20 protein-coding genes are annotated in these 24,478 nt (G+C 64.2%); 6 read left to right on the plus strand and 14 right to left on the minus strand.

Translation table 11 applies throughout. The features are described from left to right. A complete protein-coding gene (locus AC6H34_RS29550) occupies nucleotides 1-618 on the minus strand; it encodes a glutathione S-transferase family protein (RefSeq protein ID WP_497541221.1) in 618 nt (205 codons plus the stop codon). Then, the gene (locus AC6H34_RS29555) at nucleotides 615-2,111 is read right to left on the minus strand and encodes a leucyl aminopeptidase (RefSeq protein WP_497541222.1); all 1,497 of its coding nucleotides are present in this window, start codon (nucleotides 2,109-2,111) and stop codon (nucleotides 615-617) included. The genes AC6H34_RS29550 and AC6H34_RS29555 overlap by 4 nt, the downstream gene beginning before the upstream one ends. 176 nt (nucleotides 2,112-2,287) lie before the next feature. Between AC6H34_RS29555 and lptF the strand changes: the two genes are divergently transcribed. From lptF to rsmA, 5 genes are all read left to right on the plus strand, one after another. Continuing rightward, complete coding sequence (lptF, locus tag AC6H34_RS29560) at nucleotides 2,288-3,454, plus strand: LPS export ABC transporter permease LptF (protein ID WP_497541223.1); 1,167 nt, start codon at nucleotides 2,288-2,290, stop codon at nucleotides 3,452-3,454. Next, nucleotides 3,451-4,542 carry an LPS export ABC transporter permease LptG gene (gene lptG, locus AC6H34_RS29565; protein WP_448148200.1) on the plus strand — a complete coding sequence of 364 codons (1,092 nt, stop codon included), beginning with the start codon at nucleotides 3,451-3,453 and terminating at the stop codon, nucleotides 4,540-4,542. Before lptF ends, lptG begins: the two co-directional genes overlap by 4 nt. Beyond that, nucleotides 4,542-6,983: an LPS-assembly protein LptD gene (locus tag AC6H34_RS29570; protein ID WP_448148201.1), complete on the plus strand. Its 2,442-nt coding sequence runs from the start codon at nucleotides 4,542-4,544 to the stop codon at nucleotides 6,981-6,983. The genes lptG and AC6H34_RS29570 overlap by 1 nt, the downstream gene beginning before the upstream one ends. Nucleotides 6,984-7,133: 150 nt before the next feature. Further along, entirely contained in the window at nucleotides 7,134-8,141 is a 1,008-nt protein-coding gene (gene pdxA / locus AC6H34_RS29575) for a 4-hydroxythreonine-4-phosphate dehydrogenase PdxA (RefSeq protein WP_497541224.1), read from the plus strand. Nucleotides 8,142-8,145: 4 nt separating this feature from the next. Further along, nucleotides 8,146-8,991: a 16S rRNA (adenine(1518)-N(6)/adenine(1519)-N(6))-dimethyltransferase RsmA gene (gene rsmA, locus AC6H34_RS29580; RefSeq protein WP_448148203.1), complete on the plus strand. Its 846-nt coding sequence runs from the start codon at nucleotides 8,146-8,148 to the stop codon at nucleotides 8,989-8,991. A gap of 46 nt (nucleotides 8,992-9,037) precedes the next feature. Here rsmA and AC6H34_RS29585 read toward each other — a convergent pair whose 3' ends face one another. The 8 genes from AC6H34_RS29585 to AC6H34_RS29620 form a co-directional block, all read right to left on the minus strand. Next, a complete protein-coding gene (locus AC6H34_RS29585; protein ID WP_497541225.1) occupies nucleotides 9,038-9,799 on the minus strand; it encodes an SDR family NAD(P)-dependent oxidoreductase in 762 nt (253 codons plus the stop codon). A gap of 27 nt (nucleotides 9,800-9,826) precedes the next feature. Continuing rightward, the gene (locus AC6H34_RS29590; RefSeq protein ID WP_497541226.1) at nucleotides 9,827-10,813 is read right to left on the minus strand and encodes an ABC transporter permease; all 987 of its coding nucleotides are present in this window, start codon (nucleotides 10,811-10,813) and stop codon (nucleotides 9,827-9,829) included. A gap of 2 nt (nucleotides 10,814-10,815) precedes the next feature. Then, entirely contained in the window at nucleotides 10,816-12,336 is a 1,521-nt protein-coding gene (locus AC6H34_RS29595; protein ID WP_497541227.1) for a sugar ABC transporter ATP-binding protein, read from the minus strand. Between the two features lie 61 nt (nucleotides 12,337-12,397). After that, nucleotides 12,398-13,504 carry a sugar ABC transporter substrate-binding protein gene (locus tag AC6H34_RS29600; protein WP_448148207.1) on the minus strand — a complete coding sequence of 369 codons (1,107 nt, stop codon included), beginning with the start codon at nucleotides 13,502-13,504 and terminating at the stop codon, nucleotides 12,398-12,400. Nucleotides 13,505-13,563: 59 nt separating this feature from the next. Beyond that, entirely contained in the window at nucleotides 13,564-14,823 is a 1,260-nt protein-coding gene (locus AC6H34_RS29605) for an acetoin dehydrogenase dihydrolipoyllysine-residue acetyltransferase subunit (protein ID WP_497541228.1), read from the minus strand. Then, a complete protein-coding gene (locus AC6H34_RS29610; RefSeq protein ID WP_497541229.1) occupies nucleotides 14,823-15,797 on the minus strand; it encodes an alpha-ketoacid dehydrogenase subunit beta in 975 nt (324 codons plus the stop codon). The genes AC6H34_RS29605 and AC6H34_RS29610 overlap by 1 nt, the downstream gene beginning before the upstream one ends. An 11-nt stretch (nucleotides 15,798-15,808) precedes the next feature. Continuing rightward, nucleotides 15,809-16,825: a thiamine pyrophosphate-dependent dehydrogenase E1 component subunit alpha gene (locus AC6H34_RS29615; protein WP_448148210.1), complete on the minus strand. Its 1,017-nt coding sequence runs from the start codon at nucleotides 16,823-16,825 to the stop codon at nucleotides 15,809-15,811. Between the two features lie 35 nt (nucleotides 16,826-16,860). Next, nucleotides 16,861-18,360, minus strand: coding sequence for an FGGY-family carbohydrate kinase (locus AC6H34_RS29620; RefSeq protein WP_497541230.1), 1,500 nt, complete (start codon nucleotides 18,358-18,360; stop codon nucleotides 16,861-16,863). A gap of 134 nt (nucleotides 18,361-18,494) precedes the next feature. Between AC6H34_RS29620 and AC6H34_RS29625 the strand changes: the two genes are divergently transcribed. Continuing rightward, the gene (locus AC6H34_RS29625) at nucleotides 18,495-19,499 is read left to right on the plus strand and encodes a sugar-binding transcriptional regulator (RefSeq protein WP_497541231.1); all 1,005 of its coding nucleotides are present in this window, start codon (nucleotides 18,495-18,497) and stop codon (nucleotides 19,497-19,499) included. 18 nt (nucleotides 19,500-19,517) lie between these two features. On the opposite strand, the gene gmk is transcribed toward AC6H34_RS29625, so the two are convergent. The 4 genes from gmk to fabF all read right to left on the minus strand — a co-directional run bounded on the left by gmk (nucleotide 19,518) and on the right by fabF (nucleotide 24,339). Next, nucleotides 19,518-20,180 (minus strand): guanylate kinase, encoded by a 663-nt coding sequence (gene gmk / locus AC6H34_RS29630; protein WP_448148213.1) that lies wholly within the window; start codon nucleotides 20,178-20,180, stop codon nucleotides 19,518-19,520. Next, nucleotides 20,177-21,064 (minus strand): YicC/YloC family endoribonuclease, encoded by an 888-nt coding sequence (locus AC6H34_RS29635; protein WP_497541232.1) that lies wholly within the window; start codon nucleotides 21,062-21,064, stop codon nucleotides 20,177-20,179. The genes gmk and AC6H34_RS29635 overlap by 4 nt, the downstream gene beginning before the upstream one ends. Nucleotides 21,065-21,192: 128 nt before the next feature. Beyond that, nucleotides 21,193-22,800 (minus strand): endolytic transglycosylase MltG, encoded by a 1,608-nt coding sequence (gene mltG / locus AC6H34_RS29640; RefSeq protein WP_497541233.1) that lies wholly within the window; start codon nucleotides 22,798-22,800, stop codon nucleotides 21,193-21,195. Nucleotides 22,801-23,079: 279 nt separating this feature from the next. Continuing rightward, nucleotides 23,080-24,339, minus strand: coding sequence for a beta-ketoacyl-ACP synthase II (fabF, locus tag AC6H34_RS29645; RefSeq protein ID WP_448148216.1), 1,260 nt, complete (start codon nucleotides 24,337-24,339; stop codon nucleotides 23,080-23,082). Nucleotides 24,340-24,478 lie beyond the last annotated feature (139 nt).

Raw genomic sequence — 24,478 nt, forward strand, 5'->3', positions numbered from 1 at the left:
TCAGTACAGGCTTTCATCGGAACGCGTGGCGATCATGAGCGGACACTCCCGAATACCGTTCCACCACGACCGCATCAAGGGGACCTGGTCGATCAACCCGGCGCCGGGTGCGACACTGTCCGCCACCGCAAGCACGGCGGCTAGATAACACCAGCCGAGCGTTGGCGGAGAGGCTCGGAATACCGGCGTCATCAGCGCGTCCAGAGCCTGCAGCACTTGCAGGCCCGCGGCCAGGGCTTCCGGCTCCGGCGGAGTTCCTCCCCTCCACCACTGTGGGACATAGACGTTCCACACCAGGGCGCGATAGCCGTACGCGTCGATCACCCGCATGATCTGGCGCATTCGGGCCGCCTCCAGCGGATCATCCGGAAGCATCGCGGGTAGCGGACAGACAGCCTCAAGATAGTGAGCGATGGCGTCCGTTTCATAAAGATTGATACCATCGATCTCTATGCTCGGAATTCTCCGGAAAGGATGCCGTACCGCATAGTCTGCAGGCACGCGATCCCCGAAAACGTCGGCAAGCACAAAGCCATAGGGGCGCTTCTTAGCCTCGAGAATCAATCTTGCAATGCGGGTGTAGACACTCTCGGGTGTTCCGAACAGCGTTATCTTCACGCCTCGTAGTGCTCCTCTACGAGACGGTCGAGCAGCCGCACGCCCCAGCCCGATCCCCAGCTGCGATTGGTCTCCGTCGCCGGCGCGCTGATGGCGGTCCCGGCGATGTCGAGGTGAGCCCAGGGCGTATTGTTGACGAAGCGCTGCAGGAACTGGGCCGCCGTGATCGATCCGCCATTGCGGCCACCGGTATTCTTCATGTCGGCGAAGCGCGAATCGATCAGCTTGTCATATTCCGGGCCGAGCGGCATGCGCCAGACACGCTCTCCCGTCGACTGGCCGGCGCTGTGCAGCCTGTTGGCGAGTTCGTCATTGTTCGAGAACAGGCCGGCATGCTCCTGTCCAAGGGCCACGAGGATGGCGCCTGTGAGCGTCGCCAGGTTCACCATGAATTGCGGCTTGTACCTGTCCTGGATGTACCAGAGCACGTCGGCGAGCACGAGGCGGCCTTCCGCGTCGGTGTTGATGATCTCGATCGTCTGGCCGGACATCGACGTCACGATGTCACCGGGGCGCTGGGCATCGCCATCCGGCATATTCTCGACGATCCCGATGGCGCCGATGGCATTGACCTTGGCCTTGCGTGCGGCCAGCGCATGCATGAGACCGACCACGCAGGCCGCGCCGCCCATGTCGCCCTTCATGTCCTCCATGCTCGCGGCCGGCTTGATCGAGATGCCGCCGGTATCGAAGGTGACGCCCTTGCCGATGAAGGCAACCGGCTTGGCATCAGCGTCCTTGGCGCCGTTCCAGCGCATGACGACGAGGCGGCTCTCGTGCCTGGAGCCCTGGCCGACGCCGAGCAGAGCGCCCATGCCGAGTTTCTTCATCGCCTTTTCGTCGAGCACCTCGATCTCGACGCCGAGTTCGGCAAGCTTGGAGGCGCGCTTGGCGAGTTCCTCGGGGAAGAGCACGTTCGGCGGCTCGTTGACGAGATCGCGGGCAAGATTGACCCCCTCGGCAATCGCTTCACGGCTCTTGCCGGCTTTGCGAACATGGCCATCATGGGCGCACAGGACGGTCAGAGCCAGGCTCTTGGTCGCCTTTTCGTCCTTCTTCTTCGTCTTATAGCGCTCGAAACCATAGGTCCTCAGCCGGGCACCGAGCGAGAAATCGGCCGCCTGATCTGCCGTGACTCCGCCACCGGGAATGTCCAGTACGATGGTCGCCGCCTTTGCCGACGCCGGCAGCTTGCCGGCGACGCTGCCCCCCGCCTTGACCCAATCGGTGCCGGCGATTTCCTCGGTCTTGCCGAGGGAGACGACGATCAGGCGATCCACCGGCAACTCGGCGGGTGCGAGAATGTCGAGGGAAGCGAGCGCGGCCCCCTTGAAATTGTCCGCCGCAGCCGCACGTTTGACCAGGCTCTCCACTCCGGGTAGAGCAGCCTCCGTTTCGGCCGATACGGCCAGATCAGCATTGGTGAAGATGACGGCGATGCCGTCGACAATCTTTTCAAATTTCGAAAACGACAGTTTCAATTCGGAAACCATATTCCATGCCTATGCCAAAAAGATGCCGCGGGATTGACGGGTTGTTGGGACTTTTGCATGTCAATCCGTAACCATGTCTACAACAATCGCTTTGAGAAGCCGACCTCGCCACACAAACGTCTCGCCTGCCCCGTAGCGGGAAGCTACAAAACCCGATCAGGAGTCCCGAGGGGTAAATGAATCTCGTCAGCCGATATATCGCCAGACAGTTCGGCTTTGCCTTTCTGGTCTGCCTCGTCGTGCTGACGCTCCTGGCCTGGATGGTCGGCGCCCTGCGCGAATTCAATGTCATGACAGCCCAGGGGCAATCGGTCCTGGTGTTCCTGGTGATCAGCTCCCTGGCGCTGCCGGCCCTCGTGGTGGTGGTTGCCCCGCTCGCGGTCTTCGTCGCAGCGATCTGGCTTCTGCAGCGCCTCAATGCCGGTTCGGAGCTGGTGGTGCTCAATGCCGCAGGCTACTCGCCCGCGCGCCTCATCACGCCCTTTGCCAGCATAACGCTGCTCGCCGCCGCCGGAATCGCCGCGATAACGCTCTATGGCCAGCCGGCGAGCCAGCACGAACTCACGAGCTGGCGTGTCGCAGCCGCTGCCGACGTGGTGCAGCACTTCCTGAAGGAAGGCCAGTTCACCACCCTGCGCGGCTACACTTTCCATATTCGCGAGCGCCAGTCCGACGGAACGCTGCTCGGCATCTTCGTGCAGGACGCTCGCGACAAGGGCAAGACCACGACCTACATCGCCGAGACCGGCAAGGTGGTCGATTCGCCTTCCGGCCTCATCCTCGTGCTCAACAAGGGCTCGCTGCAGCAGCAGGAAGGCGGCAACGCCTCCAATGCGTCGATCGTGACCTTCGAGCAGTATCAGTTCGATCTGTCGCAGCTTGCCAATGACGACAACGACACCATCAATTTCAAGCCGCGCGACCGCTATACCACCGAGTTGTGGAACACCAAGCCCTCGGATGTGAAGAGCCCGGTGGAGATGAGCCGCATCCGCGGTGAACTCGTCGATCGCTTCACCGCGCCGCTCTATCCGATCGCCTTCATGCTCATCGCCCTCGCCGCCCTCGGCCAGGCGCGCACGACACGCCAGGGCCGCGCCAGCGCCATCGGCTTCGCAATCCTCGGGGTGCTCGTGGTCCGCATCATCGGATTCATCGCCACGCAGAGCCTCAGCGTCCACTCCTCGGGCGGCGTCTACGTGGCCTTCGGCGTGCCGCTCCTGACTTCGCTCTTCTGCCTTGGAATCATCCTGGGCTGGATTCGGCTTTCGCTGCCGCGCGGCGTGACGGATTGGTTCAGCGACATCACCACGCGTCTTTCCAGCCGGGCGGCGCGCGCATGATACTGACCTCGACTCTCGGCCGCTACCTCGGCAGGCGCTTCGTCGCCTCCATCTTCGGCGTGCTCGCGTTCCTGTTCGTGATGATCTTCCTCCTGGACTTCGCCGACACGACACGGCGGGCCGGCGATATGCCGCATGTCTCGATCGCGTCCATCGCCGCGATCTCGCTTCTGCGCACGCCGTCGATCATCGAGCAGACGCTTCCCTTCGTCTTCCTGTTCGGCGCCATCATCTGCTTCGTCAATCTGAGCATTCGCCTGGAACTGGTCGTCATGCGCGCCGCCGGCCTCTCGGTCTGGCAGTTTCTCATGCCGCCGCTGGCCTGTGCCCTCGCACTCGGCATCCTGGCAGCGATCGGCTTCAATCCATTGTCCGCCACCCTCAAGGCACGGAGCGACCTCCTCGACGCCAGGGTGTTCGGCTCACGCCAGGAGCGCGACAGCGACAAGGTGTTCTGGATCCGCCAACGCTCGATCGAAGGGCAGGCGGTAATCCACGCCCTGGCCGAAAATGCCGACGACGGCACCCTTTCGGGGGTCACGATCTACGCTTTCGACCCTGACAATCGATTTACCAAACGTCTGGAAGCCGATACGGCAAAGCTTGACAATCACGTCTGGCGTCTTTCAAAAGTTCGGGAATTCGTGCCCAATCAAGAGCCCAAATCCATGGAAACTCTTGATTTTCCTACATCTTTGACCAAGGCTCAGGTCGACCAGAATTTTGCGGTGGAAGCCGACAGCGTGTCTTTCTGGAGACTCCCATCCGCAATCGCACAACAAGGCGCTGCGGGACTTGAAGCAAATGACTACCGGCTGCAATATCAGGTACTTCTGGCTCGCCCCATTCTGCTCGTGGCGATGGTGCTGATCGCGGCGACCGTTTCGTTGCGATTTGCTCGCTTGGGCGGTATCGGCGTTATGGTTTTGAGTGGTATCGGGGCTGGCTTTGTGCTGTACGTCGTAACCAAAATGGCTCGGGATCTGGGAATTGCGGGGCTGGTCAATCCAGCTGCGGCCGCCTGGACTCCTGCTGTCATTGGTGCCCTGATCGGTTTTACTGTGTTGCTTAACCAGGAGGATGGCTGATGCGCGTATCAGCTCGCCACTTCCTTACGAATATGCTCTGCACCACTGTCGCGGTGGCAGCGCTGTCGTTTGCGTTGTTTCCGTCACCTGCCCAGGCCCAGAGCGGCATGCTCGGCGTCCTCAACGAAGGGGGGGTAGGCACCACCGACAACAAGAGCTCCAACATGGTCCTCAAGGCCAGGGAGATGCAGTACGACCAGGACAAGGACGTCGTCACTGCGCTGGGGTCGGTCCAGATCTATTACAACGGCCGCGCACTGCAGGCCGATCGCGTCGTGTATGACCGCAAGGCCAAGCGAGTGCATGCCTACGGCAATGTCGTGGTGACGGAGGCTGACGGCACCATCACGCATGCGAGCGATTTCGACCTCACGGACGACTTCAAGGACGGTTTCGTCAATTCGCTGCGAGTGCTGACCACCGACGAGACACGGCTGGCCGCCAACCGGGCCGAGCGCACGGACGGCAACGTCACCGTCTTCCAGAACGGCGTCTACACCGCCTGCGAGCCCTGCAAAGAGAATCCGGCCAAGCCCCCCCTGTGGCAGATCAAAGCCATGAAGGTGATTCACAACGAGCAGGAGAAGATGCTGTACTTCGAAGATGCCTACTTCGAGGTCTACGGCCTGCCGATCGCCTACCTGCCCTATATGTCGAGTCCCGATCCTTCGGTGACGCGCAAGTCCGGCTTCGTTTCGCCGCGCTACTATCACACCTCGGACCTCGGCTACGGGTTCGAGGCGCCTTATTTCATCAACCTCGCCCCCAATTACGACCTGACGCTGACCCCGGGCTTCACCACGTCGCAGGGCCCGACCGGACAGATCGAATGGCGCCACCGCCTTCTTAACGGCAGCTACTCGATCATGGCTTCCGGTGCCTTCCTGACCGATCCGGACAAGTTCGCCAACGAGAACATCGGAGAACCGAATTTCCGCGGGTCGGTCTCGTCGAAGGGCGAGTTCTGGCTGAACGACAAGTGGCGCTTCGGCTGGGATGTGAACGCCCTCAGCGACAAATATTACTGGCGCGACTACAGGCTCGACAATCTGCGCGGCCAGCCTACGGCGACCTCGACCGTGTATCTGACGGGTTCGGGCGACAAATCGTGGTTCGACCTGCGCGGCTACTACTTCCAGGGGCTGACCACGGCCGACGTGCAGAAGCAGCTGCCGACGGTTCTGCCGGTTCTCGACTATGACTACGTCGTCAATCACCCGGTGTTCGGCGGCGAAGTCGGCTGGAACTTCAACTTCACCAACCTGACGCGCCAGCAGTCGGCCTACGACAACATACTGGGCCAGATCTGCGACTCCACCACCGCTAAGACCCGGGCAAACTGCCTCCTGCGCGGCATCGACGGCGACTATGCGCGCACGTCGCTCAACGTCTACTGGAAGAAGACCTTCACGGACAGCTGGGGCCAGCAGTGGACCCCCTTCGCCTATGTCCGTGGCGATCTCGGCTTCACTCGTCTCGATGATCCCACAAACCAGCAGTTCGTCGGCAACAAGAGCGATACGGCGGCGCGCGTCGTGCCGGCGATCGGCCTCGACTATCGTTATCCCTTCATCTCGCAGTCGGACTGGGGCACGCAGATCTTCGAGCCCATCGCGCAGATTATCCTGCGGCCGAAGGCGGCCCAAAGCGGCTCCTTCCCGAACGAGGATTCGCAGAGCCTGATCTTCGACGACTCGAACCTCTTCGCCTGGGACAAGTTTTCCGGGTATGACCGCGTCGAAGATGGCTCGCGCATCAATGCCGGCTTCCAGTATTCGCTGACCACCAATGGCGGCGGCTACTACAATGCCATGTTCGGGCAGTCCTATTCCTTCGGCGGCACAAATCCCTACAAGGATCCCGACATGGCCAATACCGGCCTGGAATCGGGGCTTGACACCAATGTGTCCGACTATGTCGGCCGGCTGTATCTGCAGCCCGTGAACAACTTCGCCGTCCTGACCGACGCCCGCTTCGACGAGAAGAGCTGGGACATGAAGGCCTTCGAGGTCGGCGCGATCGGCACGATCGGCAATCTGAAGACCGACATCACCTATGCGCGCTATGACGCCCAGCCCCTGCTCGGTCTCGACCAGCGCGAAGGCATCAACGGCAAGGCGGCCTGGAAGCTGACCGAGAACTGGATCGCCAGCGCCGGCGCCCAGTATGACATGAAGTCGAAGCGCTTCTCGACGAGCTATGTCGGCCTGACCTATGTGGATGCCTGTATCGCCCTCGGCCTGAGCCTGGAGCGGACTTACGATACCACCTCACTCAAGAACGACACGACCGTTCAGTTCCAACTGCAGTTGCGTGGCCTCGGGGTGAGCGGCAATCCGAAGGAATTCGCCGACAAGATGTGGAACGACGGCTTCACCAATGCCAACGTCACCAAATCGAGCAGCTTTACCGACACGGAAGGCAATCTGAACACCAATTGACGGTCGTTCCGCCTGATATGGACGGTTTCGCAATGCCCGGACAGAGTTCCGGGCATTTGCATTTCCGGCGGAACGCGTGTCCGGGATTTGCGAGACAAGGCCTCCGCGATGCTTTAAAGCAGCTTCCGGACACGCCCAGGGATCACCGCCTTGCTTCATCAGGACCAGGAGTTACCGCCGATTGCCCTCACCCTGGGGGAACCCGCCGGCATCGGCCCCGAGCTGCTCCTGATGGCCGCGGCGAACCGGGCCGCAAGTGCGCCTTTCTTCGCTTATGCCGACCCTGCTCTGCTCGCCGCACGCGCGCGCCGGATCGGCATTGACGTGCCTGTGATCGAGACCGATGAAGCCGGAGTCAGGGATGCCTTCGCACGCGGCTTACCGGTGGTCGCCCTCGCCAACGGCACGCCCGATGAACCGGGTAAACCGTCCATCGCCGGCGCTGCTGCCGTGATCGAATCCATCGAGCGCGCGGCGCGGGCGATATGCGATGGCCAGGCCCGTGCGATGGTCACGGCGCCGATCATGAAGGACGTGCTCTATCGCGCCGGCTTCAAGCATCCGGGCCATACCGAGTTCCTGGGTGAGCTCGGCGAGCGCTTCTGGAACAGCCGGGCGGAGCCGGTGATGATGATCTGGTCGGAGACGGTCGCCGTCGTGCCGGTGACGATCCATATACCGCTGGCGCAGGTGCCTTCGACCCTCACCGAGGATCTGGTCTATGCGACAGGCCTGACGGTCGCCCATGACCTCAAGGCGCGTTTCGGCATTGCCTCCCCTCGCCTGGCGGTGGCCGGACTGAACCCTCACGCCGGAGAGAACGGGGCGCTCGGCAGCGAGGATCGTGACATCGTGGCGCCCGCCATTGCCCGGCTGAAGACCGAGGGCATCGACGCATGGGGACCCCTGCCGGCCGATACGATGTTTCACGCCAGGGCTCGCCAGACCTACGACGCAGCGCTTTGCATGTATCACGACCAGGCATTGGCCCCCGCCAAGGCGCTGGCCTTCGACGAGGCCGTGAATGTGACGCTGGGCCTGCCCTTCGTGCGCACCTCGCCCGATCACGGCACCGCCTTCGATCTGGCCGGCACCGGCAAGGCCAATCCCTCCAGCTTCCTCGCCAGCCTCAAGCTGGCCGACCGCCTCTCGCGTTGACAGCATGGCCCAAATCGACACGCTCCCCCCTCTGCGCGAGGTGATCCGCCAGCATGAGCTGATGGCCAAGAAGTCCCTTGGCCAGAACTTCCTGCTGGACCTCAACCTCACCGCCAAGATCGCCCGCGCCGGCGGCTCTCTCGAGGGCATCAACGTCGTGGAAGTTGGTCCGGGCCCGGGAGGCCTGACGCGTGCACTGCTCGCCAGCGGCGCACGGCATGTCGTGGCGGTCGAGCGCGACGAGCGCTGCCTGGCGGCCCTTGCACAGGTTGCGGAGCACTATCCCGGCCGGCTCACGGTGCATTCAGGCGACGCCCTGGAGGCCAGGTGGCCGGAGTTGATCGAGAGACTGGCCGGACCTGTCCGCATCATCGCCAACCTCCCCTACAACGTCGCGACGCCGCTCCTGATCGGTTGGCTCAAGACCGAGCCCTGGCCGCCCTGGTTCGACTCCATGATCCTGATGTTCCAGAAGGAAGTGGCCGAACGCATCGTCGCCACCGAGGCGGACGACGCCTATGGCCGCCTCGGGGTCCTCGCGGGCTGGCGCACACAGGCCCAGATCGTCTTCGATGTGCCGCCGGGCGCCTTCGTGCCACCGCCGAAGGTGACGTCCTCGGTCGTGCACCTGCGCCCCCGCGCCCAGCCCCTGCCCTGTACCGCCGCCGCGCTGGAGCGGGTGACGCAGGCGGCTTTCGGGCAGCGCCGCAAGATGTTGCGCCAGAGCCTCAAGGGCCTTGGCGGTAACTTGCAGGCAGCCCTCGACGCAGCGGGACTACGTCCGGACATGCGAGCGGAGGAAGTGCCGGTCGAGGGCTTCGTGGCTCTCGCCAACGCGTTCGCGAGCTGACGGGGAGCGCCCTGCGGCCACGGATTCCCCCTTTTTGCCTGCGATCTCAGGTCAGCACGATGCCGCCGCACACATTCAACGTCTGGCCGGTGACGAAGGCCGAGGCATCGGAAGCAAAGAAGCAGACGGGGCCGGCCACGTCCTCGGGCTGCCCCAGGCGGGCGAGCGCCGTATTGGCGATCCATCTGTCGGCGATCTCCTTCACTTCCAGGTTCGTGCGGCCCATATCGGTGACGATGATCCCCGGGCAGATGCAGTTGGCGGTAATGCCGAACGGACCGACCTCCTGCGCCAGCACGCGGGTAAAGCCCATCACCGCCGCCTTCGAAGCGGAATAATGCGCCTGTTCCGGAGCACCATGCTTGCCGCCGATCGAGGCGATGTTGACGATGCGCCCATATTTCCGGGCCTTGAAATGCGGCAGCAACGCCTGGATGACGAGGAAGGTGCCCTTGGCGTTGACGTCGAGGACCGCATCCCACTCACGCTCCTCGAGCGTGTCGACGGGCTTGGCGATCAGGATGCCGGCATTGTTGACGACGGCGTCGATCTTGACGGCCTCCGCCAGCGCCTTGGCCACCATGGCCTCGACCTCGGCCTTGCTGCTCACATCGGCAAGGACCGGCCAGGCCTTGCGGCCCTTGGCACGGATCTCGCCGGCCACGCCGTCAAGCTGCACCGACTGGCGTTCGATATCGTTGATGACGACGTCATAGCCCTCCTCGGCAAGCCCGAGGGCGATGGCGCGCCCGATGCCACGGCTGGCGCCGGTGACCAGCGCGACGCGCCCGTTGGATGGATTGGCCATGGGGTACCCTTTCGTATTCCTGAGCGATTATCGGAAGAAGCGGATTTCCGTCGTCAGCACCGCAAGGCTGACGGCCGCAAGCATGACGAGGCCGCGCACCTCGTTCTGCACCCAGAACGGTGCACCGAGGAGGTTCAGGCCATTGTTGAGCATGCCGATAATGACGACGCCGACGAGCGTGCCCTGCACGGTGGCTCGTCCCGGCTTGAAGGCGGTCATTCCGAGGAATACCGCGGTGAGGCTGTCCATCAGGTAGGCGTCGCCGGCGCCTGACTGGCCACTGCCGAGGCGAGCCGTGAGCATCACGCCGCCGATTGCCGCGCCCACCGCCGACAGCACCAGCGCCACCACCCGAGCCCGGTTCACCTTGATGCCCGACAGGCGGGCAGCCTGGATGTTCGCCCCCGTCGCGATGATGTTGCGGCCGAGCCTCGTGCGGTTGAGCAACACGTAGAATGCGATCACGATCACGACCGCGATCACCACCGGCACCGGGATCACCTCGAACAGCTTGCCCTTGGCGATGTAGTAAAAGCTCTCGGGCATCGGCTCATAGATCGAATCGCCATTGGTGTAGGCATAGTTGAGCCCGAGCACCATCGGACCCATGGCCAGAGTCGCGATCAGCGAGGGTATGCGCAGGACCGTCACCAGCATGCCGTTGATCAACCCTACGGCGACCCCCGCCAGCATGGACAGGATGATGGCGACCGCGACCGAATAGCCGGACCAGGCGATGAGGCCCGCCACGAGGACCACGGCCAGGCTGGCGACGAAGCCGATGGAGAGGTCGAATTCGCCGCTTGCCACCGCCACCGTGAGGGCCGAGGAGATCACCATCAGCACCGAGATCTGGATGAGGACATTGCTGAGATTGCCGACCGACAGGAAGCGCTCCGTGGCGAGCGCGAAGCCGATGAAGATCAGCACGGCGGCCACTACCGTGCCATAGCGAGCGATCAGGCCACTGAAATCGAAGCGGCTGCCTGCCGCAGCCTGTGAATTCATGCTCATGATCAGTTCACCTCGAGCAGCAAGCGTTCTTCGGAGAAATCGGCCCGCTCCAGGCAGGTGCCGATCGACTTGTTGGCAATGCAGTAGATGCGGTCGCACAGCTTCAGCATTTCCGGAAATTCGGCACTGGCGATGAGGACGCTTGCGCCCGAGCGGGCCAGATCACGGATCAGCGCGTAGAGTTCCGCCTTGCTGCCCACATCGACGCCCTCTGTCGGATTGTCGAGCAGAAGCAATGGCTTGACCTTCCTGCTGCCGCTGTCCATGCGGATCAGCCAGCGGCCGAAGGCAACCTTCTGCTGGTTGCCGCCCGAGAGTTGCAGGATGTCCTGCGCTCGGCCGCTGCACTTGATGGCGAGACGGCGGATCGCCTCCTGCGCAGCAGCGACGATCTTGCCGGTCTGCATGAAACCGAGGCGGCTGGTCTCGTTCAGCGATCCCGTGAGCAGGTTCTCCTCCACCGAGAGTCCGGGGAAGAGCGCCTTCTTCAGCCTCTCGTCCGCGACGAGATAGACACCGCGAACGATGGCGTCGGACACCGTGCGGGGACAGCCGGCCTCGCCATTGACCGTCAGTTCTCCGCCTACGGGCCGTGGACCGTCGCCTGCCAGGGTTTCCAGAAGCTGCGTCTGGCCACCGCCGAGAACGCCTGCGATCCCGACGACTTCCCCGGCATGGACGGTGAGCTCGGGAACATTGAGGCCGGCGATGGTAGTGCCCCTGAGACTCAGGGTGACTTCGCCGGGAACCTTGTGGCTGGACCAGTCGGTATCCTCGATGGTGCGCCCTACCATCAGATGGACCACGCTTTCGGGTGTGGTCCGGGACACGGGCCCATCATGCACCTTGCGGCCGTCCTTGAGCACGACGACGTGGTCGCATTCCTCGAAAATCTCGTTGATATGATGCGAGATGAAGATAATGGCGAGGCCCTTGGCCTTGAGCTCACGCAGGAAAGCGAAGAGCTTGCGACTCTCGTTGAGAGTGAGCGAGGCGGTGGGTTCGTCCAGGATGAGGATGGCCGGTTCGCTCACCAAGGCCTTGAGGATGTCGAGGATCTTGTTCTCCCCGAGCCCCAGTTGTCCGCATTCGCGATCGAGCGCGATATCGATGCCGAAGCGGGCAGCGATCTTTCGGGCCCCCGCGTAGAGCGGACCGTTCTGGATAAAGCCACCGCGCAGGGGCTCCCGGCCGAGCATGATGTTCTCGGCGGCCGTCAGGCACGGAATGATCGCTATCTGCTGATGCGCGACCGCGATGCCGGCGGCATGGGCGTCGCGCACGGAATGGATGGTCACGGGCTTTCCGTCGATGCGGATCTCGCCGTGGTCGCACTTCAGCGCACCGCAGATGATCTTGATAAGGGTCGACTTGCCGGCGCCGTTGGCGCCGACGAGCGCCAGCATTTCCCCGCCCCTGAGGTCGAGATCGACATCGCTCAGGGCCGGATTGCCGTGAAAGCTCTTGCCGATCCCCCGGGCACTCAGGCGCGGCTCGGCCTTGGCCGCAGAAGCATCCATCATTCGTCTCCACCGTGAATGATCGATGGACGGGCGGGAGAAGCCCGTCCATCGATCGGGCAGGCTACATTCCCGCGAGAGCGCGATCGCGGTAGATGTAGTAGAGGTCCTGCGCATTGTAGGTCGGCGTGTTGGCATCGGGGATGTTGACGCCCTTGACCAGGAGCGGAGCAGGGAATTCGACGGTGGGAACGGGCACCAGTTTCTTCACGTCCCCGCCCTTGCCCACGATCTCGTTGATCAGCCAGCCCGTATAGGCACCCCAAACCTCGAAGGCCTGCGCCGTGGTGGCGAGCAGCGGATAGTCGGGCTTGCGCATGCGGTCGAGGGCGGTGGGATGGCCGTCATGGCCGATCACGAAGATCTTGTCCTGAAGGCCGCGGGAGGCGATCACCTCGGCCGCCGCCATAGCCGGCTCGTCCCACGGGCACCAGATCACGTCAAGATCCGATCCGTAGGTGGTGAGCCAGTCGTTCACGGTATTCTGGGTGGTCTCGTAGAAGCCCGAGTACTGGATGACCCGCTCGGTCTTCAGCGAGATCCATTCGTTTTCCGTGAGCGCCGTCTTCATCACCTTGCCGCGCTTGCGGGTGCCATGATGGAAGTTCGCGATTACGGCGCACATGTTGGCGGAGGTCTTGCCCTTGGCGAGCAGGGTGTCGATCATGAACTGCACGGTCTGTGCGCTCATGGCGTAGTTGTTGGAGGTGATATCGGCGATCGCCGGCGCCTGCCAGCCGGAGTCCAGGCTGAAGAACGGGATCTTCGACGCAGTGAGGCTGTCGAGCGCGCTCTTGGCGGCCGTCAGCGTGCCGTACATCACCAGGATCGCATCCGACTTTGCCGTTATCGCGTCCTCGATTTGGCTGACCAACTGGCCGGGATCACCCTTGGCGTCCGTCTGGTTGATCTGCCAGCTCTTGTCGAGACCCGTCTTCTTCAGCCACTGCTGCAAGCCGTCCCAGGAGCGCTGGTCGGACTGCGCCGACATCTGCTGGGCCACGACCGCCACCTTCAGCGGCTTGGCCGCCTGGGCATGGGCCGGCGTGCTGCCGAGGGTGAAGTTCGCGAACTGCGAGCCGAGAACGGCCGCGGCGCCCGCCAGCCCCATGCCGCCCAGCAGGCTGCGGCGGGTGGGCTGGATCAGATCCAGTTTCTTTTCGTCCATCATCTTTCCTCCGGTTTGCGCGGTGCATGCTCGTTGTCATGCCGTCTTCTTGTTGGGCGGGCTCAGGTGAAGAGCGCCGCCAGTTTCTGCGGTTGATCCCATTGCGGCATGTGGCCGGCCTCGGGGATGAAGTGGACCGGCGTGGCACTGCCGGCCTCCACGGCCTGGATCCAGGGAATGATCCGGTCCTCCAGTCCCCAGACGAGCCGCACCTCGCCACCGAAGGCGCCGATATCGGGGACGATGTCGATCTGCTGGCGGCCGTTGCGCACGATCGTTCCGGCAAGCCCCTCGAGCCGCGTGCCGAGTGACGCAGCCATGGCGTCGAGCTGCCGCGCAGACAGAACGGGCGGGTGCACCGCCACTCTGCGCAGGAGATGGGCCAGCCCGCCTCCTGCCGAGGCGTGCGCCATGCCGTCGATGAAGTCGGCATCGATGGCGCTTCCGAGGCCTGCCGGCGCGATCAACGTGACGCGGCCGACGCGCTCGCCGAGCCTGCGGGCGACGCGCATGGCAACCGCGCCACCGAGCGAATGGCCGACCAGTTCGGCACCGCCGAGGCCCAACCTGTCGATGAAGACGACGATGGCGTCTGCCATCGCGTCGAGGGTGGTCTCGTCGAAATCGGTAGCACCATGGGCGGGGAGGTCCGGCGCTACCACCTTGCGGCCTTGCCGGCCGAGCGGCGAAGCGAGAAGCGTCCAGGTCTGGCTGTCACCGCCGAAGCCATGCAGGAGCAGGATGGGACGTTCGGTGCCCCTGCCCCATGCGCGATAGGCGATGCGTCCGGCCGGTACCTCGCAGAAGGCGGTGCCGCTGGTCTCGGCCACCACGGGCTCGACAGCTCGTGGTGCTGTCAGAATCGCCTCGACGTCCCGAGCCTGGACGCGGGAGCGCCGGCCCGTACCCTTCACCGTACCGATATCGACGCCGTTCTGGCGCGCGATGCGGCGAGCGAGCGGGGTGGCGCGTGGGCGGTCGAGCGCCAAGCCCTCCACAATAGGCGATGACGCTGCAGCGCCCTCAGTCGAGGGTATAGCGGGCATCTCAGGCTTCGCCGCCGCTTCTGCAGGCTCCTGCGTGCCCTCTCCCTCATAGCGGCAGAGCGGATCGCCGACGTTGATCTGGTCGCCTTCCCCCGCCAGGATCTCGACGAGCACCCCATCGTTGAGCGCCGGCAGTTCCACCACCGTCTTGTCGGTCTCGATCTCTACGATGGTTTCGCCACGCTTGAAGGCGTCGCCCGGCTTCTTGAGCCAGCCGACCACCTTGCCCTCCTCCATGGTCTCGCCGAGGCGCGGTAATGCGAGGATCGCAGCCATCAGCGCACCATCTTCTCGATGCTCTCCACGACGAGATCGACCGTCGGGATGCTGGAACTCTCAAGCGCCTGGGATACCGATATCGGAATATCCTCTCCCGCAAGACGCAGGACCGGATCCTCCAGGAAGTCGAAGCACTCCTCGGAGATGCGCGCGCCGAGTTCCGCGGCGACGCCGGCCGTCAGCGCTCCCTCGCTCAGGGCCACCGCGCGGCCGGTCCGGTTGACCGAGGCGATCACAGTGTCCATGTCGAGCGGATTAAGCGTCCTCAGGTCGATGACCTCTATCTCGATGCCCTTGCCGGCCAGGACCTTCGCTGCCTCGAGCGCCACATGAACCATGCGCGAATAGGTCACGACGGTGACGTTATCGCCACGGCGCCGAACGACCGCCTTGCCCCACGGAGCATCCGGGAGATCGAGGTTCGCCTCCTCTTTCCGCGCGTAGAGCGACTTGTGCTCGATGAAGACGACCGGATCGGGAAGGGTCAGGCTGTGGCGCAGGAGGTGATAGGCATCCGCGGCCGTGGCGGGCATGGCAAGGCGAAGCCCGGGCGTATGCATGATCCACGCTTCAAGGCTCTGCGAATGCTGCGCCCCGGCGGAACGGCCGGTACCGCCTTGGGTTCGCAGCACCATCGGCACGCCGATCTGGCCGCCGAACATGTAGCGGATCTTGGCCGCCTGGTTGCCCACCTGGTCCATGGTCATGCCAAGGAAGTCGACATACATCAGCTCCGCCACCGGCCGCAGCCCGGTCATCGCGGCACCCACGGCAGTGCCGATGATCGCTGGTTCGCTGATGGGCGTGTCGATGAGGCGCTCGGGGCCGAACTGCTTGATGAGGTCCTTCGTGACGCCATAAGCGCCTCCGTAGACACCGACCTCCTCGCCGATGACGACGACGTTCTCATCGGCCACCATGGCATCATGGAGAGCCTGGCGCAGGGCGTCGCGGTAAGTGATCTCGACCATCGCTGCCTCCTTCAAGCCCGAGCCAGAATGCGGTCGATGCGGGCGCGTATCGGCTCCGGCTCGGGCTGGCCGACGCCGTAGACATCGCGGAACATCGAGGTGAGCGGCGGCGCGGTGGAGGCCGCTGTAAAATCGATCGAGTCGCTCATCTCCTTGGCGATGGCGGCGTCCAGTGCGTCGAGTTCGGCCCCGGTGGCGAGCGAGCGCTCGATGAGGCGTCCGCGGGCATGGGCTATGGGATCACGCTTGCGCCCCGCCTCCTCCTCCTCGGCGCTGCGGTAGGGGCTCTTGTCCATGCGGCCATGGCCGTAGAAGCGGAAGCAGGAGATCGCCATGAAGCCTGGCTGCCCGGCGCGGGCGCCATCGATCAGGCCCTGCGCCTTCTGGTAGACCTCTTCGACATCCTCGCCGTCCACCATCTCCGCCTTCAGGCCGAACGCCTCGGCTCGCTTGTCGAAAGCGGTGGATCGCGTCGCCTTGTCGATGCGCGTGCCCATGCCGTACTGGTTGTTGATGCACACGAACAGCACCGGCAATTCCCAGAGCGCTGCCATGTTCATGCTCTCGTAGAGGATGCCCTGCTGCATGGCACCGTCACCGAAAAATGCGATCGAGACGGCATCCTTCTTCAGGCGCTTGTAGCTGAGCCCCGCGCCGACCACGTGCGAGATGCCGCCGCCGACGATGGCGTTGGCACCGAGATGGCCGAGCGCCATGTCCGCGATATGCATGGAACCGCCCTTGCCGCGACAATAACCGGTTTCCTTGCCGCCGATCTCCGCCATCATGCGATTGGGCTCGGCGCCACGCGCCAGGAAGATGCCGTGGCCGCGATGGTGGGTGGTGAAGCTGTCTTGCGGCTTCATCGCCGCGCAAACGCCGGCCGCGGCGCCCTCCTCGCCGATCGACAGATGCAGCATCGAGCCTGCGGAGAGCCCCCGGACATAGAGTTCACCCACATGCTCCTCGAAGGTGCGAATGCGGCGCATCGTGCGATAGAGATCGAACAGGGGCGTGTTGGACGGCATCTGAAACCACCAGAATCTTTCGGGAATACGGGGCGTTACGCCGGCTTTCGCGTGAACGGCCTGAGGGCGGGATAGAGCTGGGCGTAACGCTTGTAGAGATCGTCGTAGAGGGCCTGCTCGCGTGGCCTCGGCTCGATGCGGCGGCCGGGCCGCACCATCGCCGCCATGCCCTCGTCGATCGTGGCGAAATGACCGCTGCCGACGCCAGCAAGAATGGCCGCACCGAGCGAAGGCGCCTCGCTGGAAGCCGGCACGCTGACGGGCAGCCCCGCGGTATCGGCGTGGATCTGCAGCCAGAGATCGGATGAGGTGGCGCCGCCGCCGATGGTGATCTCGGTTGCGGAGAAACCCGCGCCGGTCATCCCGTCCAGAATGGCCCGCGTGCCGAAGCAGATGCCCTCGATGGCGGCCCGGAAGAGATGCGGCATGCCATGGCCGAGGGTCAGGCCGACGAAGGCGCCGCGCGAGAGCGCATCCACGTAGGGGGTGCGGTTGCCCTGGAAATGGTCGAGCACCAGGAGGCCGTCACAGCCTGGTTCGAGCTTGGCCGCCTCGATGTTCAGGGCCGCGAAATCGAGTGTGCCGCCGGCGAGGCGACGCAGCCAGTTGATGATCGACCCCGTGGAAGTCTGGCCACCCTCGATGATGTGCAGGCCGGGATAGACCGCATCGGCATAGGTGCCCCACAACCCGTTCACGGATACGGGCTTGGCGGAGACGCCGAACATCAGATGCGATGAGCCGGTGATCAGCGCGAGTTGTCCCGGTCGGGAGACGCCGAGACCGATCATGCCGATGAAGGCATCGGCCCCACCCTGTGCAACCTTGACGCCGCGGTCGAGCCCGAGATGGTCGGCCGCCTCCGCGGTAAGGGTGCCGATGACCTCGCCCGGGGCCACCACGTCGGCGGGCCATTTGTCGAGCAGGGCCTCCATGTCGAGCTTGGCGACGAGGCTGTGCGGATAGCCGCCGCGCAGGGTGGAGTAGTGCCAGCGCATCGAAACATTGTCGAGGCTGGCGCAGCGCCGGCCAGTCAATCTCAGGCTCATGTAGTCCTGGTACTCGCAGATCGTCGCTGCCTGCTCGAAGATCGCTGGCTCGTTCCTGGCGATCCAGCGGGCCTTGGGAATCATCCATTCGGCCGAGACCGGCCCGTTGCCGTTGCAGTTGACCACGAGCGCGGGATCCCCCGTCGCCAGGACCTCGGCGGCTTCTGCTTCGGCCCTCACGTCCATCCAGATGATGGCAGGCCGCAGCGCCCTGCCCTGCGCATCCAGCGCGACGACGGTGCAACTCGTCGTGGCGAGGCCGATGGCGTCCACGTCCGAGGCGGCGATACCGGCTTCGGCCACCGCCTTCTTCACGGCGACGCCAGCAGCGCGCCACCAGTCCTCAGGGTCCTGCTCGGCCCGGGCCCCGGGCGCGAACTTTGTCTCATAGGGACAGGCCGCCGAGCCCAGGCACTCGCCGGCAAGGTCGAACACCCGTGCCCGCAAGCTTTCTGTACCGCCATCTATGCCGATAACGAAGCCCATGCCTTCCCTCCAGGCCGACCTGCCGCCGGCTCTCGTCGTTTGCACATTTGTCTTGCGTCACGACATTTGCTCTACATTTGATTTGGAACGACACAGTTGTCAATATGAAGCTGCAATCAACCGGCGTAAGTTCGATGCTCAATCTCAACCTGGCCCATGAAACCGATGATGCGTTGATCGTGCGGGTGGCGTGGCTCTACTACGTGGCGGGCCTCAACCAGGAGGAGACGGCTTCCCGGCTCGGCCTGCACCGCACGCGTGTCAACCGCCTGCTTTCGGAAGCACGCGACCGTGGTCTCGTCAGCATTACGATCAATCACGATTCAGCCAGGGACATCGGGGTGGAGCATGCCATCGCCCGCGAATTCGGGCTCGATTTCTGCATTTCGACCCCCACCGTCGGGTTTTCGCAGGCGTCGGCTGATCCCGAGCTGACGCGTATCCAGAGCGTGGTCGCTCGTCGCGCCGTCGGCAATGCGGGCGCCAATTTCCTAAAGGGCAAGCTCGGCACGGGTCCGATAACGGTCGGTGTCGGTTGGGGGCGGACGATCGAACAGGTCGCCCTCCAGCTCTCGGGGGTGCGCAATCCCCAGGCGCGCTTCGTCTCGCTGATCGGGTCGCTGACGCGCAACTCGGCCTCGAATCCATTCGAGGTCGTGCAGGCCTTCGCTGCCCGCACCGGCGGCGAGGTGCATTTTCTACCCGTGCCGTTCATTGCCGATTCGGTCGCCGACCAGCAGGTTCTGATGTCGCAGCGCCTGGTGATGGATGCCGTGGAAATGGCACGCGCCGCGGACCTCTACCTGATCAGCGTGGGGGAATTGCAGGAGACCGCCGTGCTCCGCCTGCAGGACATGATCTCCACCGAAGAGATGAAGAGCGTCCGCGCCAGCGGTGCCGTGGCGGACACCCTGGGCAACCTCTTCGACATAGAGGGCCATGAGGTGCCCCATTCGCTGAGCGAGCGCAGCCTTACCGTAGGAACCGACTATCTGCGCGGGCGCGATGTCGTGCTGCTGGCCGCCGGCCTCGAAAAGACCATCGCGACCATCGCACTCCTGCGCAGCGGCATCGTCAAGGGTGTGATCATCGATGGCGACACGGCGCTCGCCGTGGCGGCCGAGATCAGGAAGGTGTAGCTGCGGCCGGACCGCGATTCATTTCCTGGTCAAAGCGTCGAGATCGGCCTTGAGGGAATCGACGAGATTGGACACCTGCGACTTGTCCTGGCGCTTCATGCGCTCGACGTCGAGGATCTCCTTCAGCTTCGCATAGGTGGTTTGCAGGTCGGTATTGACCAGCACATAGTCATACTTCGTCCAGTGGCTGATCTCGACACGCGCATTCTGCAGGCGCTGCAGGATGATCTCGGACGAATCCTCGGCGCGGCGTTCCAGGCGCGCCTTCAGTTCGGCAACGGAGGGCGGAAGCACGAAGACCGAGACGATGTCCGGCCGCATCTTGTTGTAGATCTGCATGGTGCCCTGCCAATCGATGTCGAACAGGACATCGCGGCCGGCGGCCAGTGCTTCCTCCACCGGACCCGCGGGGGTTCCGTAATAGTTGCCATGAACCTTGGCCGATTCCAGCAGGTCTCCCCGCTCGCGCATGGCCTCGAACGTGCCGGCATCCACGAAGCGGTAGTGCACGCCGTCTATCTCGCTGGGACGGCGCTGGCGCGTCGTGACGGAGATCGAAAGGTGCATCGCCTTGTCCTCCGCCAGCAGCAGCCGCGTCAGCGTGGTCTTGCCGGCCCCCGAGGGTGAGGACACGATCAGGAGAAGGCCCCGGCGCTGGGGTGCGGACGCAGTCATACTCATTCGATATTCTGAACCTGTTCGCGGAATTGCTCGACCACTGCTTTGAGAGAAAGCCCCGTCGCGGTCAAGCTGACGTCATTGGCCTTTGAACAGAGAGTGTTGACCTCTCGGTTGAACTCCTGGGCCAGGAAATCCAGCCTGCGCCCGACTGCCCCGCCCTTCCCCAGCAGATCGCGCGCAGCCGCGATATGGGCATGCAGTCGGTCCAGTTCCTCGCGTATGTCGGCCTTGGCAGCCAGCAGGACAGCTTCCTGGTGCAGCCTGTCGGGGTCCAGGCTCTTGGAGGCGTCAAGCAAGACCGCGACCTGGGTGGCGAGCTTTTCGCGCACCGCCGCCGGCTGGCGGGCCGGATTGGCCTCGGCCTCGTTGGTAAGCGCCTCGATCTCATCGACACGGCCGAGCAGAACCCGTGCCAGCACGGCACCCTCGTTACCGCGCATCTGCGCGCATTCCTTCACGGCGCGGGAGAAGCCCTCAAGCAGGGCGACCTGCAGCGCGGAGCGCCCCTCCTCGTCCTCCTCCTGCTCCTCGACCTCCAGCACCCCCTTGATCGCGAACAGCCCATCGAGGCGCGGGGCGGCGGCATCGATCTTATGGCTGGCTTCAGCCATGGCGACGACGATGGCGTCGAGCACAGGCTGGTTGATGCGCACCACGGGCGCGACGGCGTCGCGCTTCAACACCAGGCCGATCTGGCATGAACCTCGGGCAAAAGCAGTCCCGAGCGTCGCCCGTGCCGTCGTCTCCACGGCATCGAGCCCAGGCGGCAGGCGGAATCGTACATCCAGACTCTTGGAATTGACGGTCTTGATTTCCCACGCCCAGCGATTGGCGCCGGTGTGCCCTTCCACCCGGGCAAAGCCGGTCATGCTGGTCACGGACATGTTGTTGCATCCTGCCGGCCGCAATCACCGGCAACTAGATCTGCGGAAGCGCCCTGCCTCCGAGCGAGGCAGGGCCAGGCCGGACGATAGTGCCCCGGAGCGCAGCACTCAAGCAGGGGCTGGCGGCCTCACTGCACGGTCTGTGGAGAGTTCAGGTCGAAGGTCTTGTCGAGCAGTGGATCATGCGACGTGTTGGCGACCGGATCCTCGAAGGCGCCCTTCTTGTGCTGGGCGGGTTGGGCCGTGGGGGTTCCCTGGTCCGGCACCGGACCAGGTGTGGCAGCAGTCGCATCAGGCACGGGCTGGGTCGGTGCAGGGGCCGCGGCCGCTGGCGCTGCCGGCGCCGTAGGAATCGGTGCTGCCGGCGCCACTGGAGCCGGTACAGCTGCCTCGGGCGCAGGAGCCGGGGACGCAGCGGCCTCGGGCGCCGCCGGCGGCTGCGTCGCCTGCTGCTTGCACTTCTTGTTGCCTTTCTTGCAAGGCTTGGCCGGCGGCGCAACGGGCGCTGCCGCCGCGCTCGGCGCCACAGCCGGCGCGGGAGTGGCGGGGGCTGTCGCGGCCGCGGGTGCCACCGGCGCCGGAGCGCCGGCTGGAGGATCTGCCGCTGGTGCCGGGGTCGCATCGCCGCCCTGCTGCAGCTGGCGCCAGCGCGCTACATTCTTGTTGTGCTCTTCCAGAGTCGGGGCGAAGGCATGTCCGCCCGAACCGTCCGCAACGAAATAGAGATCCTTGGTCGCCAGAGGCGAGGCGACGGCCTCCATGGCCGCGCGGCCGGGATTGGCGATCGGGGACGGCGGCAGGCCGCCGATGACATAGGTGTTGAAGCGAGTGGGCTGGCTCAGGTCAGCGCTCGTCAGCGACCGGTCGAGCTTGCCCTTGCCGCCGACCATGCCGTAGATCACGGTAGGATCGGATTGCAAGCGCATGTTCTTCTGCAGGCGATTGATGAACACGCTGGCCACATGCGGGCGTTCATCGGCCTGGCCCGTTTCCTTCTCCACGATGGAGGCGAGCGTCACCATCTCGGCCGGGCTCTTCAGCGGCAAATTGGGGGCGCGCTGCTTCCAGATCTGATCGACCAGTTGCTTCTGCTCTTCCTGCATGCGGCGCACCATCGCCGAACGCGTGGTCCCGCGTTCGTACTTGTAGGTGTCCGGCAGGAGCGAGCCTTCAGGCGGCACCGCCGGAGCATCGCCGGTCAGCAGATCGTCCTGGTTGAGCCTGTCGATGATCGCCTGGCTGGTAAGCCCCTCGGGAACGGTGAGGGAATGCTGGATCACTTTACCGGCCACCATTGTCTTCATGACGTCGTACATAGAAACGGACGGCTGGAAGGCGTACTCGCCCGCCTTGAGGTCGTTGCCGCGGCCCATGAGGAAGACGCCGGTGGTGAACGTCGTCGCCCCCGTGATGACCCCCTCCCGCTCAAGAGCGTCGGCAATCTCGTCACGGCCGCTGCCCTTGGGAACATAGACGGTCTTTGCCGCCGTCAGGGGGCCAGGGCCGGTGAACTGGCGCAGGCCGAAATATCCGCCCACCGCAAGCAGCATGAGAATGACGAAGATCGCGTTGCCTGCCACCACGAAGGGATTGCGCACCGCCGTCGAGCGCGTCGCCGGCTTGGCAACGGCTTCCGGCTGGATCATGTTGCGTGACCCACGGCCTCCCTGGTTGCCCCTACCGAAGGAGCGGGAGCGTTCGTTCGGCGTTCCCGAATCGTCGCGGTCGTCGACCATGAAAACCTCATCCGTCTGCGGGCATCCTCAAGCCGGCAGCCCACCGGTCGCGCCCCGCCCCGATTGGTGATCGGGTTTGCGGAGCGCCGGGGCACCAGCCTGCCTCAGCAAGGATGCTTCAAAACAGAAATACGAAATCGCCTTCCGAATCAAAAGGATCGATATGCGATTCAAGCATCGTGAACAACGGCATGCCCCGCGAATATGGCGAAAATGCCGGCCAGTCCAAACTCAAGGGTACCCAGATCCGCTCAGGGTATCCCAAAGACACCCCGACGATCAGTGCGCTTTACGCAGAATGAGCGAAGCATTGGTACCGCCAAACCCGAAGGAATTGGACAGGACCACGTTCACCTCGCGCTTGCGTGCGACCAACGGCACGAGATCGATCGGGGTTTCGACCTCGGGGTTCTCGAGATTGAGTGTCGGTGGCACGATCTGGTCGCGTATGGCCAGGATCGAGAAGATGGCCTCGATGGCACCGGCCGCGCCGAGCAGATGTCCCGTGGCCGACTTGGTCGAGGACATAGAAGCCGTTGCCGCGGCATTGCCCAGCAGGCGCTCGACCGCCCCCAATTCGATGGTATCGGCCATGGTCGACGTGCCATGGGCATTGATATAGTCGATATCACCCACGGAAATGCCCGCCCGCTTCACCGCCATCTGCATGGAGCGGAAGGCGCCATCGCCGTCCTCGGAAGGAGCGGTGATGTGATAGGCATCGCCGGACAGGCCGTAGCCGATGACCTCGGCATAGATCTTGGCGCCTCGGGCCTTGGCGTGCTCATACTCCTCGAGCACCACGCAGCCGGCCCCCTCGCCCATGACGAAGCCGTCGCGATCGCGGTCGTAGGGACGCGAAGCCCGGGTTGGCTCCTCGTTGAAAGAGGTGGACAAGGCGCGGCATGCGGCGAAGCCCGCCAGCGCCAGGCGGCACACGGGCGATTCCGTACCACCGGCCACCATCACGTCGGCGTCGCCCAGAGCGATCAGGCGCGAGGCGTCGCCGATGGCATGCGCACCGGTCGAGCAGGCAGTCACCACCGCATGGTTCGGCCCCTTGAGGCCATGACGGATGGATACCTGGCCGCCCGCCAGATTAATCAGGCGGCCGGGAATGAAGAAGGGCGAGATGCGACTGGGACCACGCTGGTGCAGAGTCAGCGAGGCATCCTCGATGCCCTGCAGGCCGCCGATGCCGGAGCCGATGAGAACACCGGTCTGCTCCTGGTCCTCCTTGGAGGTAGGGTGCCAGCCAGCGTCGTCGAGAGCCTGGGTGGCGGCGGCCATGGCGAAGACGATGAAATCGTCGACCTTGCGCTGCTCCTTCGGCTCCATCCACTGGTCCGGATTGTAGGTGCCGTTGGTACCATCGCCATGCGGGATCAGACAGGCGATCCGGGCCTTGAGATCGGACGTCTCGAAACGATCGATCTTCACTGCACCGCTCTTGCCCGCGATGAGGTTGGCCCAGGATGTCTCGAAATCGCCGCCCGTGGGGCCGACCATACCAAGACCAGTTACAACAACGCGCCTCATTTAACCTCCAAAGGCCGGGGAAGTGGCGCTCCCCGGCTGCTCAACCCCACTGACTGCAAAGACCCGAGGCTCCGGTGCCCCGGGCAGCGACGCATATTCGCCCCGCTCGCCCCCTGGTAAAGCCCGGGAAAGCCCCGCT

The sequence above is a fragment of the Labrys sp. ALF-8 genome, from assembly GCF_059699065.1.